This is a genomic window from Streptomyces sp. NPDC107765, assembly GCF_055657085.1.
Genome location: NZ_JBVKBL010000015.1, coordinates 96587 through 113835, shown reverse-complemented (window position 1 = coordinate 113835; position 17249 = coordinate 96587). Strand labels below are relative to the sequence as shown.

Sequence of the window (17249 nt, the reverse complement as noted above, 5' to 3'; positions counted from 1 at the left end):
GTGGGACTCAAGAGGTCATGCACTAGAGACGTCAGAACTCACGGCGCACCGGATGACCCGGGCGAACCGTCCGGCGCCCACCTCACTCCTCCCGCACCGCGCGCCCAGTGCCTCGTATCGGCCGACCTTTCGCTGAGCGATCAGCACGCAGCCGACCCAGCGCCCACAGCGCTGCCCCCGCCAGCACGCCCGCACCCATGACGGCAGCTCCCGTCGGTGCCGCCACCGTCTCCCGAGCCGCGGGTGTCGCACCCACCGGACTCGTTGCTTTCACTGACTGGCGCGGGCGCGGGGCCCCAGGCTTCACACTGCCGCTCGGCGGTAATGGGACTCCGAACACCGGCAGCAGCCGTGACGGGCCCCCGCCGCGCATGCTCGGCGGAAGCAGGGACAGCGGGTCCAGGTAGGTCTTGCCGCGGCGCAGTCCCCAGTGGAGGCACGGTGCCCGGCAGTGGAAAGGGCCTCGCTGGAGTACGGCGACCGGCTGGCCCGCTGTGACCCGCTGGCCCTTCCGGACGGTGGCGCGGACGGGTTCGTACGTCGTCCGTAAGGGAGGGCGGCCGGAGCGGGACACCTCGATGGTCAGCACGCCTCGGCCGGCCACGGTCCCGACGTACGCCACTCGGCCCGGTGCGGCCGCCCGTACCGTCGCACCGACGGACGCGGCCAGGTCCACGCCGCGGTGTCCGGCCGCCCATGGTGCCGGCGGTGGCTCCCAGCCGCGTAACACCGTGGGGCGTATCCCTTCCGGCCCCGCCACCGGCCAGGCCCGCTCACCTGCAGTGCTCGGCGTGCCACCGGACTCAACACCACCAGCCCCGGCACCACCGTCTCCCTCCAGATCCGCAGACTGCCGCGCCTCATCCGACGCAGCCCCTGCCCTCTCGCCCATCAGCTGCACCTCGCGCACCGTCGCTACCTCCGGCCCCAGCCGCCCCGCCGCCGCGTGTGCGAGCGGTGAGGTGGTCAAGGCCAGTCCCAGAGCCAGCGTCGAGGCCAGCAGGGCTCTGGTCACGCGGGCGGGAAAGAAGCAGCTCGGCCCGTAGGCGGTCGGGTCGCCGAGCGGCGGCAAGGGCAGGGAGGGGCACGGAGACGACGGGGGCAGGGGTAAGGGAGCCGGAGTCGGTCCCGTCGAAGCTGAGCTCCTCACCACCGACCCGCGGCCGGATCGGTCTCGGACGCCGAGAAGCCGGCGGTGGCCGCTCAGTACACCCGCGGCGGTGCGCCGCCCGCCGCGCGGTCCGACCCCGCCCCAGCCGTCGCGGCCGAGGCCGACGCCGCGCGATCCGTTCCCGCCCGTGCCCTCATGCCTGAGCCGGACGCCATGCGGCCGGTCCCGTCGTACGTCCTGTCGCCGGTCCTCTCGCGCCTGACGTCGTAGGACGTGGAGTTGCTGTGACGCGGACCTTCGCCCCTGCCCTTGCTGCCCTTGCTGCTTTCGCTGTCGTTGCTGTCGCATGGGTCGACGGTGACGTAGTCCGGCCGGGCATGGGGATCTTGGTCCGGAACTGTGGACAACGGGCCGGATGTGGACAACTGCCTCACTCGGACGGGTGTCGGTCTCACCCGGTCAGGGATCGAAATGATGCGTGTCGCCCGGTGCATCGGGCGTCCCGTACACTTCTGGTGGCGATCCGGGTCACCGGGTCGACTTCGCACGCCCCGCCGTCAGTGCAACAGTCCCGTTCGGGCAGCACGACGGCCGCGCTCCTCGGTCCTTGGACGGCTCCGCAAGGTGTCTTCCCCGGCAGGCGCGTCGGGGCGTCAGGCACCGCGGCCGACCGGTCGCAGTGGAACCGAGAACTACAAGGAGTACGGCCATGGCCGTCGTCACGATGCGGGAGCTGCTGGAGAGCGGCGTCCACTTCGGGCACCAGACCCGCCGCTGGAACCCGAAGATGAAGCGCTTCATCTTCACCGAGCGCAACGGCATCTACATCATCGACCTGCTCCAGTCGCTGTCGTACATCGACCGCGCCTACGAGTTCGTCAAGGAGACCGTCGCCCACGGCGGCTCCGTCATGTTCGTCGGTACGAAGAAGCAGGCCCAGGAGGCCATTGCCGAGCAGGCGACCCGCGTGGGCATGCCCTACGTGAACCAGCGCTGGCTCGGCGGCATGCTGACCAACTTCTCGACCGTCTACAAGCGCCTGCAGCGCCTCAAGGAGCTCGAGCAGATCGACTTCGAGGATGTGGCCGCGTCCGGCCTCACCAAGAAGGAGCTCCTGGTCCTCTCCCGTGAGAAGGCCAAGCTGGAGAAGACCCTTGGCGGTATCCGCGAGATGCAGAAGGTGCCCAGCGCCGTCTGGATCGTGGACACCAAGAAGGAGCACATCGCCGTCGGCGAGGCGCGCAAGCTCAACATCCCGGTCGTCGCGATCCTCGACACCAACTGCGACCCGGACGAGGTCGACTACAAGATCCCGGGCAACGACGACGCGATCCGCTCCGTCACCCTGCTCACCCGCGTGATCGCCGACGCCGTCGCCGAGGGCCTCATCGCCCGCTCCGGCGCCGCCACCGGCGACCAGAAGCCCGGCGACAAGGCTGCCGCCGAGCCGCTGGCCGAGTGGGAGCGCGACCTGCTTGAGGGCGAGAAGAAGGCCGACGAGGCGGAGAAGCCCGCCGAGACCCCGGCCGCCGACGCCCCGGCCGCCGAGGCCCCGGCCGCCGAGGCCGAGAAGCCGGCTGCGGACGCCGAGCAGGCCTGACCTCAGCACCGGTTGACGACGGCGGGGGAGTGCGCCACGAGCGCCGCCCCCGCCGTCCACCCGTAGATCTTTCGACTTCGAGATTTCGAGAAGAGATTCACAGACCATGGCGAACTACACCGCCGCCGACGTCAAGAAGCTCCGCGAGCTCACCGGCGCCGGCATGATGGACTGCAAGAAGGCCCTGGACGAGGCCGAGGGCAACGTCGACAAGGCCGTCGAGGCGCTGCGCATCAAGGGCCAGAAGGGTGTCGCCAAGCGCGAGGGCCGCTCCGCCGAGAACGGCGCGGTGGTCTCCCTGATCGCGGACGACAACACCTCCGGCGTCATCGTCGAGCTCAAGTGCGAGACGGACTTCGTCGCCAAGGGCGAGAAGTTCCAGGCCGTCGCCAAGGCGATCGCCGAGCACGTCGCGAAGACCTCCCCGGCCGACGTCGAGGCCCTGCTCGCTTCCGAGATCGAGGCCGGCAAGACGGTCCAGGCGTTCGTCGACGAGGCCAACGCCAACCTGGGCGAGAAGATCGTCCTGGACCGCTTCGCGCAGTTCTCCGGCGGCTACGTGACGGCGTACATGCACCGCACCATGCCTGACCTGCCGCCGCAGATCGGTGTCCTCGTCGAGCTCGACAAGGAGAACGCCGAGGTCGCCAAGGGTGTCGCCCAGCACATCGCCGCCTTCGCGCCGAAGTACCTCGCCCGCGAGGACGTTCCGGCCGAGGTCGTCGAGGCCGAGCGCCGCGTCGCCGAGGAGACCACCCGCCAGGAGGGCAAGCCGGAGGCCGCCCTTCCGAAGATCGTCGAGGGTCGCCTCAACGGCTTCTTCAAGGACGCGACGCTGCTCGGCCAGCCGTACGCGCTCGACAACAAGAAGTCCGTCGAGAAGGTCCTCCAGGAGGCCGGTGTCAGCCTGAAGCGCTTCTCGCGCATCAAGGTCGGCATCTGAGAGCCTGCCGCAAGGCAGCGAATGACCTACGACCCCGCTAGGGTCGTACGCAGTCGGCCGCTCACCGGCCGGCCGCAGATGTGACGAGGAGGCCATTGCCGCACAGGGATCTGGACCAGACCCACGGCAATGGCCTTCTTCGTATGTGCACGAGGAGAGCTCAATGAATCACGGTGCCGACAGCGCGCACACAGACCATGCCACCAAGGACGGCAGGCGGCGCTTCCTGCTGAAGCTTTCCGGCGAGGCGTTCGCCGGCGGCGGCGGACTGGGCGTCGACCCCGACGTCGTGCACGCGATGGCCCGCGAGATCGCCGCCGTGGTGCGCGACGGCTACGAGATCGCCATCGTGATCGGCGGCGGCAACTTCTTCCGCGGTGCCGAACTCCAGCAGCGCGGCATGGACCGGGCCCGGTCCGACTACATGGGCATGCTCGGCACGGTGATGAACTGCCTGGCCCTCCAGGACTTCCTGGAGAAGGAGGGCATCGACTCCCGCGTCCAGACCGCGATCACCATGGGCCAGGTCGCCGAGCCCTACATTCCGCTGCGCGCGGTGCGCCACCTGGAGAAGGGCCGGGTCGTCATCTTCGGCGCCGGCATGGGCATGCCGTACTTCTCCACCGACACCACCGCCGCCCAGCGCGCCCTGGAGATCGACGCCGAGGCCATGCTGATGGGCAAGAACGGCGTGGACGGGGTCTACGACTCCGACCCCAAGGTCAACCCGGACGCGGTCAAGTTCGACGCCCTCGAATACGGTGAGGTCATCACCCGTGACCTGAAGGTCGCGGACGCCACCGCCATCACGCTGTGCCGGGACAACAAGCTCCCGATCCTCGTGTTCGAACTGCTCGCCGAGGGCAACATCGCGCGTGCGGTGAAGGGTGAGAAGATCGGCACGCTCGTCAGCGATCAGGACACCCGGGCCTGACGGCCCCAACTGCCGCCTTTCCGTACGGGCATCGGACCGTACGGGCGGCAACCACCGGCCGGGGTAAGACCTCGGTACGGGGATGGACAACCGCCTGCCGGTCGGACACCGTGCAGGAGTAGACGCGCGGCAGGGGCGAGGCTCTGCTTCTTACCGAAAAGACCAGGAGCAAGTGGTGATCGAAGAGATCCTCCTCGAAGCCGAGGAGAAGATGGAGAAGGCCGTCGTGGTCGCCAAGGAGGACTTCGCCGCGATCCGCACCGGGCGTGCGCACCCGGCGATGTTCAACAAGATCGTGGCGGACTACTACGGCGCCATGACGCCCATCAACCAGCTGGCGTCGTTCTCGGTTCCCGAACCGCGGATGGCCGTCGTGACCCCGTTCGACAAGAGCGCCCTGCGCAACATCGAGCAGGCGATCCGCGACTCCGACCTCGGCGTCAACCCGAGCAACGACGGCAACATCATCCGGGTGACCTTCCCCGAGCTGACCGAGGAACGCCGCAAGGAGTTCATCAAGGTCGCCAAGAACAAGGGCGAGGACGCGAAGATCTCGATCCGCAGCGTCCGCCGCAAGGCCAAGGAGTCCCTGGACAAGCTGGTCAAGGACAAGGAGAGCGGCGAGGACGAGGTGCGCCGCGCCGAGAAGGAGCTCGACGACACCACCGCGAAGTACGTCGCGCAGGTGGACGAGCTGCTCAAGCACAAGGAATCCGAGCTCCTCGAGGTCTGATGAACGAGTCATCCTGGGGGGCCCCGCCCGGCGCCGGTCAATGGGGACCGCCCGCATACGGACCGGCCTCCTCGCTTCGCGGGGTGGCGCCGACCGCCTCGGCGGGTCCCGTGCACGACTGGGGCGATGCGGCGCAGACTCGGCCCATGCCCATCGTGCCCGAGCCAGGCGGACACCAGGACGACGACCGGGGCCACCGGGAACATCGGCACATCCGGGATAACCGGGACCACCCGGACGACCGGGGGGCTGCTCCACGGAGCGGCCCCCTGTTCCGCGACGACCAGCCGCAGGAGCCCATGCCCACCTCCGTTCCCGGGTCCGACCGTTCGCCGGACTCAGAGAAGCCCAAGAAGAAGAGCGCGGGGCGCAATCTGCGCGCCGCGATAGGGGTCGGTGTCGGTCTCGGCGCGGTCATCCTGGCCTCGCTCTTCGTCTACAAGCCGGTCTTCATCGGCGTGATCGCGATCGCCGTCGTCGTCGGGCTGTGGGAGCTGACCTCGCGGCTGGCGGAACGCAAGGACATCAGGGTGCCGCTGGTTCCGCTCGCGGTCGGCGGCACCGCCATGGTCGTCGCCGGTTACGTACGCGGTGCCGAGGGCGCCTGGGTGGCGATGGCGCTCACCGCGCTCGCCGTCCTCGTGTGGCGGATGACCGAGGCGCCCGAGAACTATCTGCGGGACGTCACCGCCGGTGTCTTCGCGGCGTTCTACGTGCCGTTCCTCGCGACGTTCGTGGCGCTGATGCTCGCGGCCGACGACGGACCGCAACGTGTGCTGACGTTCCTGCTGCTCACCGTCGTCAGCGACACCGGTGCGTACGCGGTCGGCTGGCGGTTCGGCAAGCACAAGCTCGCCCCGCGTATCAGCCCGGGCAAGACCCGCGAGGGGCTCGTCGGCGCCCTGCTCTTCGCGATGGTCGCGGGCGCGCTGTGCATGGAATTCATGATCAAGCACGGCGCGTGGTGGCAGGGCCTGCTGCTCGGCCTCGCGGTCGCGGCCAGCGCCACCCTCGGTGACCTCGGCGAATCCATGATCAAGCGGGACCTGGGCATCAAGGACATGGGCACCTTGCTCCCCGGGCACGGCGGCATCATGGACCGCCTGGACTCCCTCCTGCCGACGGCGCCCATCGTGTGGCTGCTCTTCGTGGTCTTCGTCGGAGCGGGCTGAGCCCGACGGTGCCGCCCGGTTCCCGAGCCTCGCCCGGCTCCCGAGCCGACGAGAACGAGCCGGAGCCCCCTGCCAGCGCATTTGTGCTGGCAGGGGGCTTTTGCGTGGGAGTGTGGGAGTGCGGGCGGTGGGCGGGTGCGGGGTAGTCAGCCACTGCCGCGGGTGGGTTGCCGTACTGGGCTGGATGCCTGGCCTCGGCGTGCTCAGGGTGATATACGTGTGCGCTGCCTCGCAGGGAAGAAAGCGTCCGGACGCCGTACCTCTCCCCTCCCCCTCCCCTCACTCGTCCCCCTTCCGCTGCCGTTCGTCCGGCCGGCCGACTCGCCTCCAGATCACCGTCATCCCCAGCCCGAGCACCACCAGGGCCACGACGACGATGAGGATCTTGACGGCGACATCCATCAGCAGATGGTGGGCGAGATCGGACGCCGCCAGATGGCGAGGGGGCGCGTCCAGGGCGAGGCCAGGCGCCTTTGGGGTGGGCCCGGTCATCGCCGGCCGTCCCGCCGCCGGGTCCGGCCGGCCCCGCCCTCAAGCCGCCGGGCTGCCATGCGCAGTGCGGCCCGTAGAGCGGGGTCGGCATAGCGGCGTGCCTCGTCGAGCCGGCCCGTGCGCTTGAGGAACACGGCCACGCCGAAGGCCACCAGAGCGAGCACCACGATGCCGCCCGCGATCACGCCGAACCTGATGAGCATGAGGTTGAGATACGTCTCCACCGGAGCCTCCCGTTTTCTATCACAGGTGTGACACAAAACAATTTATCACGGCCGTGATACAACGTGATAGAAAGGCGTCATGCCCAAGGTCGTGGATCCGGACGCCCGCCGCCGCGAGGTCGTCGACGCCCTGTTCCGAGTCGTCGTACGGGACGGTCTGCAGCGCACCTCGCTGCGCGCCGTCGCCGATGAGGCCGGACTCAACATCGGCTCCCTGCGCCACTACTTCGCCAGCCAGCAGGAACTGATGGACTTCGCCATGCAGTCGATGCTCGACGGCCTCACCGACCGACTGCTCCGCCACGTCGAGCACATCGGAGACCTGAGCCGGCATCCACCCGCGCAACGCCTCCGACTTGCCGCCGGTCTGCTGGCCGAACTCCTTCCCCTCGACGAACGCCGCCGCGCCGAGGTCACCGTCTTCCTCGACTTCAACGCTGCAGCCCGCACCAACCCGGCCTTCAAGGACCTCTCCGACCAGGCCGCCGCCGGCGCCCGACGACTGATCCGCCGCGTCCTGACCCGCCTCGACGAGTCCGGCACCCTGCGCCCGGGCCGCGACCTGGACATCGAGACCGAGCGCCTGACCGCCCTCCTCGACGGCCTGGGCCTCGGCGCCGTACGCAACCCCGACGTCCTGAGTCCACAGATCTGCACCGCCGTACTGGCGGCCCACCTGGGGGACTTGGCGGGGGATGGGGAGGGGCAGGGGTAACGGCGTAGGGGGCTGGGAGGGCTTGGCGACAGAGCCGATCGTTCGGGTCCTCGATATCGCTCCGGGTGAGGTCGTCCAGGGACGAAAGCGCTCCTTCGTGCCGGACGACAAGTCGACCGCCTTGGTGGCAAGTTACTTGCCGGCATGGCTCGTTGCAGAATTGGCTATACCACTTGAGGGGAGGGGCGTGCCAAGGGAAAGGAGGCGCGGTCACGCATGCGGAATACGGAATGCGGAATATGGAATGCGAACGTGATGGTTTTTGCGCATGAGTACTTTCAGCGCTGACCTGGGCCTGAACGCTACCGGTGTCTCCGGCAACGACGTTGAGGTAGACGGGACGTAGCGACGAATGCGCTCGATGGCACAGTTCGTCTGGCGGTGCTTTGGGCTTAAGAGATTGCGCTGACACCCGAAGACGCGGAACGTGTGGCGCACTCGCCCCTCACCGCTGCGGCACGCATCCGCCGGGGCCGGAGTGGACGGACCGGCGTGCCGTAGCTCAGTCAGCCAGCGAGCCGTCCAGCTGAGCTGAGCCATGATGGCCTCCTTGTCGAAAGGTGAAGAGGCACAGCGCCTCGGCGCGAGCTCCAGGTCTTACCGGCTGCCGATCTGTGCGAGTCGTGCTTCGATGGTGGGAAGGGCTGCCGCGCCTCTACCGGTGGCCCACTGTCAGCCGTCGACGCTGCACCGAAGTTCGTTTCGCAGAGGCCCTGGAACAGGGCCGGCGGACGAGACAACGTAATTCCTTCTCACCTCCTCGCAGAAGTTACGAGAGGGCATTCCTATGCGCAAAAACAACCGGACGCGCCGCCTTTTGACGGCATCGACAGTTCTTGTGGCCGGGGGCGTCATGCTCTTTCCCGATGGCGCGGCCGCACAGTCGGCCACGGGCAGTGCGCCGGCGCGAATATCGGGGACCTTCCAACTCGTCAACGCGCAGACCGGAAAGTGCGCGACGGTCGCGGGCGGCGTCTCTACCGACAACAACCTCAGGCTCGTCCAGTTCAATTGCGATTCGCATCCCTCGCGTCGCTGGATCGTCACCAACAGCAACGGCCGGTCCAATCAAATCGTCAACGACCAGACCCGCAAGTGCGCGACCGTCGCCGGCGGTGTCTCCACCGACAACAACGTCGAGCTCGTCCAGTTCAATTGCGATACGCACCCCTCGCGCCGCTGGATCATCACCAACCAGAACGGCAACTCGTTCCAGCTCGTCAACGCGCAGACCGGCAAGTGCATGACGGTTGCGGGCGGTGTCTCCACCGACAACAACGTCACGCTCGTCCAGTTCACCTGCGACACACATCCGTCGCGCCGTTGGATCTTGCGTCGGGTCGGCGGAATCATCGACTGAACGGGTCGGCAGAGTCGTCGGGGAAGCATTCCACCGCCCGCCGAAGTAGCCGGCTGTCGGCGAATCGGCCAGCCCTCGTCGACAGCCGGGGTGCGCGCCAGATCGACCAACGACCACGACTCTGGATGGCGACATGACCACATGACGACTGACGGTGACCAGCTCGTCGCTCATCGCACCTGGGCCGCCCAAGACGATCTGCGACACTGGACGAACCATGCCTGCACCCGGAGAACTCACTTTCGTCGCGCCGCGCGGGGCCAAGAAGCCGCCGCGGCACCTTGCCGACCTCAGCCCCGTCGAGCGCCGCGAGGCGGTGGCCGCGATCGGTGAGAAGCCGTTCCGCGCCAAGCAGCTGTCGCAGCACTATTTCGCCCGTTATGCGCACGATCCGGCGCAGTGGACCGATATCCCGGCGGCAGCCCGCGAGAAGCTGGCGAGCGAGCTGCTGCCGGACCTGATGACGGTCGTACGGCACATCTCCTGCGACGACGACACCACCCGTAAGACGCTGTGGAAGCTGCACGACGGCACGCTCGTCGAGTCCGTCCTGATGCGTTACCCGGACCGGGTCACCATGTGCATCTCCTCGCAGGCCGGGTGCGGGATGAACTGTCCGTTCTGCGCGACCGGCCAGGCCGGGCTGGACCGTAATCTCTCGACCGCGGAGATCGTGCACCAGATCGTCGACGGGATGCGGGCACTGCGCGACGGTGAGGTGCCGGGCGGCCCGGCGCGGCTGTCCAACATCGTCTTCATGGGCATGGGCGAGCCCCTGGCCAACTACAAGAGGGTGGTCGGCGCCATCCGCCGGCTGACCGACCCGGAGCCCGATGGACTGGGCCTCTCCCAGCGCGGCATCACCGTCTCCACGGTCGGTCTGGTCCCGGCAATGCTGCGGTTCGCCGACGAGGGCTTCAAGTGCCGCCTCGCCGTCTCGCTGCACGCCCCGGACGACGAGCTGCGCGACACGCTCGTCCCCGTCAACACGCGCTGGAAGGTCCGCGAGGTGCTGGACGCGGCGTGGGAGTACGCCGAGAAGTCCGGCCGCCGGATTTCGATCGAGTACGCCCTGATCCGCGACATCAACGACCAGGCATGGCGCGGTGACCTGCTCGGTCGGCTGCTCAAGGGCAAGCGGGTCCATGTGAACCTCATTCCGCTCAATCCGACGCCCGGGTCGAAGTGGACCGCCTCGCGCCCCGAGGACGAGCGGGCGTTCGTCCAGGCCATCGAGGCGCACGGGGTTCCGGTGACCGTCCGGGACACCCGCGGTCAGGAGATCGACGGCGCCTGCGGGCAGCTCGCCGCCTCGGAACGCTGACTGTCCGCTGGTACCGTGTGATCGAACAAATGCACATTCCGACAGGGGAGCGCCACAGCGCTGAGAGTGCGGAAGCGTCGTAGCCATACGGTGCCCGCAGACCCTTGAACCTCGCCCGGGTCATTCCGGGTAGGAAGTTCGGTCGTCACTCATGCTGTTGCGCCCCGCCCTGAGTCCCCTCCGTACGTCCCCCGACGTCGAGAGCCGAGGACACCGGGCGGGGCCGCGTCTCTTCCTGGCCAGCCAGGAGGAAATCAGTGAGCACCACCAGCAGGATCACCGCGGCAGCGCTCGCCGCCGCGGTCGGTATGACCACGCTTGCCGCATGCGGCGGCTCGGGCGGCGCGAGTGCGGACGACAAGACCGTCACGCTCGTCAGTCATGATTCGTTCGCTGTCTCCAAATCCGTCCTGGCCGCCTTCGAGAAGGAGAGCGGCTATAAGGTCAACTTCGTCAAGGGCGGGGATGCCGGCAAGGCCGTCAACCAGGCGATCCTGTCCAAGGACAACCCCCAGGGCGATGTCTTCTTCGGAATCGACAACACTCTCCTTTCGCGGGGACTGAACGAGGGGCTGTTCACCCCCTACAAGGCCAAGGGCCTGGACAACGTCCCGGCCGCCCTGCAGCTCGACAAGGGCCGGCACCGCGTCACCCCGCTCGACTACGGCGACATCTGCGTGAACTACGACCGCGCCTACTTCGCCAAGCACAAGCTCGCGCCGCCGACCACCCTCGACGATCTGACCAAGCCGCAGTACAAGAACCTGCTCGTCACGGAGAACTCCGCCACCTCCTCTCCGGGGCTCGCCTTCCAACTCGCCACCATCGCCAAGTACGGGAACGCCGGCTGGCAGACCTACTGGAAGAAGCTCAAGGCCAACGGCGTCGAGGTCGTCGACGGCTGGGAGCAGGCGTACAACGACCGCTTCTCGGGCTCCGCCGCAGGCGCGGGCAAGGGCGACAAGCCGCTGGTCGTCTCCTACGCCTCCAGCCCGCCGGCCGAGGTCCTCGGTAAGAAGCCCGCCCCCAAGGAGGCTCCGACCGGGGTGGCGACCGGCACCTGCTTCCGGCAGATCGAATTCGGTGGTCTGCTCAAGGGCGCGAAGAACGAGAAGGGCGGCAAGGCGCTCCTGGACTTCCTCCTGAGCAAGAAGTTCCAGGAGGACGAACCGCTGAAGATGTTCGTCAACCCGGCGCGCAAGGACGCCAAGGTGCCCACGCTGTTCACCAAGTACGGCACCAAGATCGACAAGCCGACGACACTGCCGCCGGAGACGATCACCAAGAACCGTGAACAGTGGATCAAGCAGTGGTCCTCGCTCGTTCTGAAGTAGTCCACACCCGGCGGCGCACGCGCCCCGCGCGGGGAACGGCGGTGCGGCTCGGCCTGATGGCGGTGCCGCTCGCCTTCTTCGCGCTGTTCTTCGCCTATCCGGTGGCCGCGATCGTCGGCCGGGGACTGAAGGACGGCGGACAGTGGCAGCTCGGCCGGCTCGGAGCCGTACTGACCGACCCGGACATCGTGCATGTGTTGTGGTTCACCGTCTGGCAGGCAGCGGCTTCCACCGGCCTGACGCTGCTCATCGCACTGCCCGGCGCTTACGTCTTCGCGCGCTTCGACTTCCCCGGCAAACAGCTGCTGCGTGCGGTGGTGGCGGTGCCGTTCGTGCTGCCGACCGTCGTCGTCGGCTCCGCCTTCCTGGCCCTCGTCGGCCGTGGAGGGCTGCTGGACGAACTCTGGGGCCTGCGCCTGGACACCTCGGTGTGGGCGATTCTGCTCGCGCACGTCTTCTTCAACTACGCCGTGGTCGTACGGACCGTCGGCGGGCTGTGGGGGCAACTCGATCCGCGTCAGGAAGAGGCCGCGCGGGTACTGGGCGCCGGGCGGTTCGCGGCCTGGCGACGGGTGACGCTGCCCGCACTGGGGCCGGCCGTCGCGGCGGCCGCACTGATGGTGTTCCTCTTCACCTTCACCTCCTTCGGCGTGGTCCAGATCCTGGGCGGCCCCACCTTCTCGACGCTGGAGGTGGAGATCTACCGGCAGACCGCGGACTTCCTGGACCTGCCGACAGCCGCGGTCCTCACCATGATCCAGTTCGCGGCGGTACTGGGCGTCCTCGCGCTGCACGCCTGGACGGTGCGCCGGCGGGAAACCGCACTCCGGCTCGTGGACGCCGCGCAAGCCACCCGTCGACCGCGCGGCCGCGGCCAATGGGCGCTCCTGTGGGCCAACCTCCTGATCATCGCCGTGCTGCTCGTCGTCCCGCTCATCGTGCTCGTCGAGCGGTCGTTCGCCGGCCCTGACGGTTACGGGACGATCTTCTACGACTCCCTGCGCTCCGCCGCGTCCGCCGACAGCACCTTCGCCGTCGCCCCGCTCGACGCCCTGTGGAATTCCCTCGCCTACGGAGCCGCGGCCACGCTGATCGCCTTGGTGATCGGCGGACTGGCGGCCGCCGCCCTGACCTTGCCTCGGCTCCGCAGGAGCCCCTCCGGGCGGACACCCGTGGTCAACCGGTTCGTCCGGGGCTTCGACGCCCTCTTGATGCTGCCCCTCGGTGTCTCCGCGGTGACCGTCGGCTTCGGCTTTCTGATCACCCTCGACAAGCCGCCTCTGGACCTGCGTGCCTCCTGGTGGCTGGTCCCGCTCGCCCAGGCGCTGGTGGGGGTGCCGTTCGTGGTCCGGACGATGCTGCCCGTCCTGAAGGCGGTCGACGGGCGACTGCGCGAAGCCGCCGCCGTCCTCGGTGCCTCGCCATGGCGGGTATGGCGCGAGGTCGATCTTCCGATGGTGCGGCGGGCCATGCTGATCGCCGCAGGGTTCGCCTTCGCCGTGTCGCTCGGCGAATTCGGCGCGACGGTCTTCATCGCACGGCCGGACCACCCGACCCTTCCGGTGGCCGTGGCACGGCTGCTGGGGCGTGCCGGAGAGCTCAACTACGGGCAGGCGATGGCCCTTTCGACCATCCTGATGGTGGTCTGCGCCGGTGCCCTGCTGGTCCTGGAGCGCATCCGCATCAACCACCCCGGGGAGTTCTAGATGACCGCACGGGCCGAGATCACTGCGCCAGACCTGCTGCGCCTGGATGGCGTGACCGTCCGCTTCGGCCCCGCCGACCGTCCCGCCCTGGATTCGGTGGACCTGGACGTCGCCGCGCACGAAATCGTGTGCGTCCTGGGCCCGAGCGGCAGTGGCAAGTCCACCCTGCTGCGGGTGGTCGCCGGTCTCCAGCAGGCCGACGCGGGTCGGGTGCTGCTGGAAGGGCGGGACCAGGCGGGAGTAGCCACGCACCGGCGCGGGGTCGGCCTGATGTTTCAGGACCACCAGCTTTTCCCGCAGCGGGACGTCGCGGGCAATGTTGCCTTCGGGCTGCGGATGCGACGCACCGCGCGCACCGACCGGGACCGTACGGTCGCCGAACTGCTCGACCTTGTCGGGCTCCCGGGCGCTCAGCGGCGCGCCGTGGCGTCCCTGTCCGGCGGTGAACAGCAGCGGGTCGCACTGGCCCGCGCGCTCGCCCCGCGCCCCCGCCTGCTGATGTTGGACGAACCGCTCGGTCAGCTCGACCGCGGTCTTCGCGAACGGCTGGTCGTCGAACTGCGCCGCCTTTTCCAGGAATTGGGGACGACCGTACTGGCCGTCACTCACGACCAGGGTGAGGCCTTCGCGCTCGCCGACCGGGTCGTGGTGATGCAGGAGGGCCGGATCGCGCAGACCGGCACCCCGCTGGAGGTCTGGCAGCGCCCGGCCTCTGAATTCGTCGCCCGCTTCCTCGGCTTCGACAACGTGGTCGAGGCGACGGTGCAAGGAGAGGCGGCCGTTACCCCGTGGGGCAAGGTGCCGATCCCGAACGGGACCCCGGACGGACCGTGCCGGCTGCTCGTACGTCCGGCCGGTGTGCGGCTGATGCCCGCGCCCGAGGGCCTGCCCTGTAGGGTCGCGGCCCGCACCTTCCGCGGTACCCACGTCGCCCTGCTGCTCCAGCCCTCTGGTGGACCGCAGTTGGAGGCGGCCTGCGCCCTGCGCGAGGCGCCGGAGGTGGGAGAGCGCGTGGGGATCGCGTTCACCGCACAGGATGTCGTGGTCCTGGACGCTATGGAACGGGACGCTTCGAACCCGGCGGAATAACTGGCGGGTGTGGTCTAGCTGTGCACGTCCGGTGTGCGGCCGCTCCTGTGTCTGAGCCTGTGCTTGTGCCTCTGCCATGGCCATGGAGTGCTCCTTGAGGTGGTCGTTGTCGTTCGCTCAGGGGTGGTTTGTTGGTCATGCGTGGGGAAGGGAGTCCGGTCGGCGGCCCTGCGGGACGACCAGGCCCAACTCGTAGGCGAGGATGACCGCTTGAGCGCGGTCACGTAGACCCATCTTGGTGAACAGCCGGTTGATATGCGTCTTGACGGTGTGGTCGGTGATCGTCAGTCGTTCGGCGATCTCCGCGTTGGAAAGCCCCTGGGCGATCTGGACGAGCACCTCCACCTCGCGGCCGGTCAACTCCTCGACCGTGCGGACGGGCACCGGTGCCGCGCGCTGTTTGATGAAGGCCGCGATGAGCCGCTTCGTCAGTTCCGGTGCGAGAAGGGCCTTCCCCTCCGCCACCACCCTTACGGCATGGAGGAGTTCCGGGAATGTCGCATCCTTCAGCAGGAAGCCGCTGGCCCCGGCCGCGAGGGCGTCATAGACGTACTCGTCGAGACCGAACGTCGTCAGCATCAGCGCTTTGGTGGTGCCGCCGGACGCCCGGGTGATCTCACGAGCAGCCTCGATGCCGTTCTTGTGCGGCATGCGGATGTCCAGCAGTGCCAGGTCGGGCCGCTGTTCCGCGGCGACACGCACCGCCTGGACCCCGTCCTCGGCCTCACCGACCACCTCGATGTCGTCCTGGGTGCCCAGCAGATTGACGAATGCGGTGCGGACGACCGCCTGGTCGTCAGCGACGATTGCTCTGATCACCAAGGGATTTCCGCTTCTATGAGAAAGCCGCCGTCGGGTCCGGGCCCGGCCGTGAGCTCCCCGCCGAGCAGCGCCGCCCGCTCCTGCATGCCGACCAGCCCGTGGCCGGTGCGGGCTGCACCCACCGGACCTGGTCCGTCGTCCGCGATGCGCACCGCCAGCCGGTCGGAGCAGTAGCCGATCTCCACCACCGTATGAGCCCCCGGAGCATGTCGACGCACGTTGGTCAGCCCCTCCTGCACGATGCGGTATGCGGACAGCTCCCAGGAGGTGGGCAGCGCGACGCGTTCTCCGCTGATGCGCAGCTCGACCTCACCGCCCACCGAGCGGTGCTGTGTTATGAGGTCGTCCAGTGCGTCGAGGGTCGGCTGGGGAGCCGTGCCTGCCTTGTCATCGGGCCCGGTCCGCAGGGCGCCCAGCAGCCGGCGCAGCTCCGTCATCGACGAGCGGGCGGAGGCAGCGATCTGCTGAAAACCCTCGCGCGCCTGCGGCGAGAGACCAGGCGTGGTGTAGGTGGCGCTCTCGGCCTGGACCGCGATCATCGAGACCGAGTGCGAGATGACATCGTGGAGTTCGCGCGCGATCGCCGCCCGCTCGGCATCGGCGGCCTGCTGCCGCTCCATCTCGACCAACCGGGCCTGTGTCGCGGCGCGCTCCCGACGCGTCTCCTCCCGTGCACGCACCGCATCACCCATCGATACCGCCGCCAGGATCGCCACGGTCAGTACGAACCACTCGGCGTACAGACTGGGGGAGTAGGCGGGCCATCCCCATGTCGCAATGTGCCACTGGTTCACGATGAGCGAGAGAACCGAGCCGGCGACGACAACGACCGCGGGGTGGGCAACTCTGCGACGCCCGAGGGTGTAGCAGCTGATCAGCCCGCTCATGGTGGCCGCGATATAGAGGTCGCTGCCGGCCGCGAAGCTGACCTGCACCGCTACTACCGCGAGGACCGCGATCGCCGGGTACGAACGGCGCCAGGCCAGAGTCGCGGTGGACGCCAGCACCGCGAGCACGATCACCAGCGAGTGCCGCGGCACGACCACCAGTTCCGCGGCAGCGAACGCCGTCAGCGCTCCGCCGGTGATCCAGGGGTATGAGGGCGACGCGATCCACTCGCGCAGCCGCTGCTGGAGAGATTTGCTCATGCCGATATTTTTCAAAATGGCGGCTTGCCGCAGCGTCGCCGCACGGGTTGATCTCTCCACCGCATGTCATGCCACGGGTTGACGCCGAGGTTCAGTTGCTCGGTTGACGCCCCGCGGGCCGGCACTCCGTAGCCTCGTGATCACGCGAGGACGGAGGAATGATGGGCTACCGATACCCCTTATATGTAAGGCAGTTGCCGACGCCTTGGCTGGTGAAGCCGGCCTGGTGCGGGCTGCATGGTGGACGGCGCGCGGGCTCGCCCGGGGAGAAGTGGGGACAGAGCGCCAGCGCAATCGTCACCCTCGGCCCGGCACGCGTCGCAGACTCGCGGCACGGCCGGGTGTGGTGGGGGCCGGCACTCCCCATGCTTCGCCGGCAAGCGAGGTCGGTCCTATGGCAGTCGGTCGCAGTCGACATGCCGTTGCGAAATACCTCAACGCCATGCTGACCGCCCCTGACTCCGTGCGACTGAGGGAGGGAGAAAGGGCGTGCCCGAGGCAGGTCGGAGTGAGACTGCGACTGGGGCCGACTCCTACGACGC

The 17249-nt window shown here is 68.5% G+C and carries 17 protein-coding genes; 12 read left to right on the top strand and 5 right to left on the bottom strand.

Going from position 1 to position 17249, the window contains the following annotated elements:
• Nucleotides 1-82: 82 nt before the first annotated feature.
• On the bottom strand, nt 83-892 hold the full coding sequence (locus ACZ7MX_RS30845) for a murein hydrolase activator EnvC family protein (protein WP_472136940.1): 810 nt from the start codon (nt 890-892) through the stop codon (nt 83-85).
• Between the two features lie 303 nt (nt 893-1195).
• On the opposite strand from ACZ7MX_RS30845, the gene ACZ7MX_RS30840 reads away from it, so the two are divergent.
• The 6 genes from ACZ7MX_RS30840 (at nt 1196) to ACZ7MX_RS30815 (ending at nt 6493) form a co-directional block, all read left to right on the top strand.
• The gene (locus ACZ7MX_RS30840; protein ID WP_472136819.1) at nt 1196-1381 is read left to right on the top strand and encodes a hypothetical protein; all 186 of its coding nucleotides are present in this window, start codon (nt 1196-1198) and stop codon (nt 1379-1381) included.
• Nucleotides 1382-1820: 439 nt separating this feature from the next.
• Complete coding sequence (gene rpsB, locus ACZ7MX_RS30835; protein ID WP_472136817.1) at nt 1821-2711, top strand: 30S ribosomal protein S2; 891 nt, start codon at nt 1821-1823, stop codon at nt 2709-2711.
• A 106-nt stretch (nt 2712-2817) separates the two neighbouring features.
• Nucleotides 2818-3654 carry a translation elongation factor Ts gene (gene tsf / locus ACZ7MX_RS30830; protein WP_030413723.1) on the top strand — a complete coding sequence of 279 codons (837 nt, stop codon included), beginning with the start codon at nt 2818-2820 and terminating at the stop codon, nt 3652-3654.
• A 163-nt stretch (nt 3655-3817) separates the two neighbouring features.
• A complete protein-coding gene (gene pyrH, locus ACZ7MX_RS30825) occupies nt 3818-4588 on the top strand; it encodes a UMP kinase (RefSeq protein WP_472136815.1) in 771 nt (256 codons plus the stop codon).
• 175 nt (nt 4589-4763) lie between these two features.
• The gene (gene frr, locus ACZ7MX_RS30820; protein ID WP_030413725.1) at nt 4764-5321 is read left to right on the top strand and encodes a ribosome recycling factor; all 558 of its coding nucleotides are present in this window, start codon (nt 4764-4766) and stop codon (nt 5319-5321) included.
• Nucleotides 5321-6493 carry a phosphatidate cytidylyltransferase gene (locus ACZ7MX_RS30815; protein ID WP_472136813.1) on the top strand — a complete coding sequence of 391 codons (1173 nt, stop codon included), beginning with the start codon at nt 5321-5323 and terminating at the stop codon, nt 6491-6493. The genes frr and ACZ7MX_RS30815 overlap by 1 nt, the downstream gene beginning before the upstream one ends.
• 279 nt (nt 6494-6772) lie before the next feature.
• Here ACZ7MX_RS30815 and ACZ7MX_RS30810 read toward each other — a convergent pair whose 3' ends face one another.
• Nucleotides 6773-6985 carry a hypothetical protein gene (locus tag ACZ7MX_RS30810; RefSeq protein WP_472136811.1) on the bottom strand — a complete coding sequence of 71 codons (213 nt, stop codon included), beginning with the start codon at nt 6983-6985 and terminating at the stop codon, nt 6773-6775.
• The gene (locus tag ACZ7MX_RS30805; RefSeq protein WP_472136809.1) at nt 6982-7209 is read right to left on the bottom strand and encodes a hypothetical protein; all 228 of its coding nucleotides are present in this window, start codon (nt 7207-7209) and stop codon (nt 6982-6984) included. Before ACZ7MX_RS30805 ends, ACZ7MX_RS30810 begins: the two co-directional genes overlap by 4 nt.
• A gap of 79 nt (nt 7210-7288) precedes the next feature.
• Here ACZ7MX_RS30805 and ACZ7MX_RS30800 point away from each other — a divergent pair, with 79 nt between their 5' ends.
• From ACZ7MX_RS30800 to ACZ7MX_RS30775, 6 genes are all read left to right on the top strand, one after another.
• Entirely contained in the window at nt 7289-7924 is a 636-nt protein-coding gene (locus ACZ7MX_RS30800) for a TetR/AcrR family transcriptional regulator (RefSeq protein WP_472136807.1), read from the top strand.
• Between the two features lie 787 nt (nt 7925-8711).
• Nucleotides 8712-9284 (top strand): RICIN domain-containing protein, encoded by a 573-nt coding sequence (locus tag ACZ7MX_RS30795; RefSeq protein WP_472136805.1) that lies wholly within the window; start codon nt 8712-8714, stop codon nt 9282-9284.
• A gap of 217 nt (nt 9285-9501) precedes the next feature.
• Nucleotides 9502-10608 (top strand): dual-specificity RNA methyltransferase RlmN, encoded by a 1107-nt coding sequence (gene rlmN, locus ACZ7MX_RS30790; RefSeq protein WP_030413730.1) that lies wholly within the window; start codon nt 9502-9504, stop codon nt 10606-10608.
• Nucleotides 10609-10865: 257 nt separating this feature from the next.
• Nucleotides 10866-11942: a thiamine ABC transporter substrate-binding protein gene (locus tag ACZ7MX_RS30785; protein WP_472136803.1), complete on the top strand. Its 1077-nt coding sequence runs from the start codon at nt 10866-10868 to the stop codon at nt 11940-11942.
• Between the two features lie 56 nt (nt 11943-11998).
• Nucleotides 11999-13648, top strand: a complete 1650-nt coding sequence (locus ACZ7MX_RS30780; RefSeq protein WP_472136937.1) for an ABC transporter permease — start codon at nt 11999-12001, stop codon at nt 13646-13648.
• Entirely contained in the window at nt 13649-14737 is a 1089-nt protein-coding gene (locus ACZ7MX_RS30775) for an ABC transporter ATP-binding protein (protein ID WP_472136801.1), read from the top strand.
• A gap of 135 nt (nt 14738-14872) precedes the next feature.
• Here ACZ7MX_RS30775 and ACZ7MX_RS30770 read toward each other — a convergent pair whose 3' ends face one another.
• Nucleotides 14873-15559 (bottom strand): response regulator, encoded by a 687-nt coding sequence (locus ACZ7MX_RS30770; protein WP_472136799.1) that lies wholly within the window; start codon nt 15557-15559, stop codon nt 14873-14875.
• Complete coding sequence (locus ACZ7MX_RS30765) at nt 15553-16707, bottom strand: sensor histidine kinase (protein ID WP_472136797.1); 1155 nt, start codon at nt 16705-16707, stop codon at nt 15553-15555. Before ACZ7MX_RS30765 ends, ACZ7MX_RS30770 begins: the two co-directional genes overlap by 7 nt.
• Nucleotides 16708-17249 lie beyond the last annotated feature (542 nt).